Source organism: Mesorhizobium sp. M8A.F.Ca.ET.181.01.1.1 (genome assembly GCF_004792025.1).
Classification (GTDB): domain Bacteria; phylum Pseudomonadota; class Alphaproteobacteria; order Rhizobiales; family Rhizobiaceae; genus Mesorhizobium.
Genome location: NZ_SRTV01000111.1, coordinates 1 through 357, shown reverse-complemented (window position 1 = coordinate 357; position 357 = coordinate 1). Strand labels below are relative to the sequence as shown.

Annotated in this window: 1 protein-coding gene; it reads right to left on the bottom strand. The window is 67.8% G+C overall.

Translation table 11 applies throughout. The features are described 5' to 3' along the window. Positions 1-325, bottom strand: a 325-nt coding sequence (locus EN824_RS35695) for a hypothetical protein (protein WP_210236382.1), incomplete at its 3' end; no start/stop codon positions are given. Positions 326-357: the final 32 nt, after the last annotated feature.

The window sequence follows — 357 nt, the reverse complement described above, 5'->3', positions numbered from 1 at the left end:
CGTCCCGTAGGAAATAGTCGCGCGCGAAAAGTATGGCGTCAAAAAGATCTACTCGCCGCACGACGGCAAGCGGCTGGGCCTGCAGGGCATGATCGACGACATGATCGGTCGATGCGCCGCGCTCGCGCGCGAAAGCGCGGCGGCGCGAGCGGGTTCGCTGCGCGAGGGCGGAGGGCCGGGTGCGGTAGGCGGCTTCCGCACTGACGGTAAGCGCGGAGAGGAGGATGTACGTCGCAAGGACGGTAGGCCTGACGCGGACGGTAGGCCTTATGCGGCTGAGGCGCCATACGCAGAGGGCGGGCCTCATGCGGACGGCAAGCCTCATGCGGACAGCAAGCCTCACCCGGACGCCAAGCC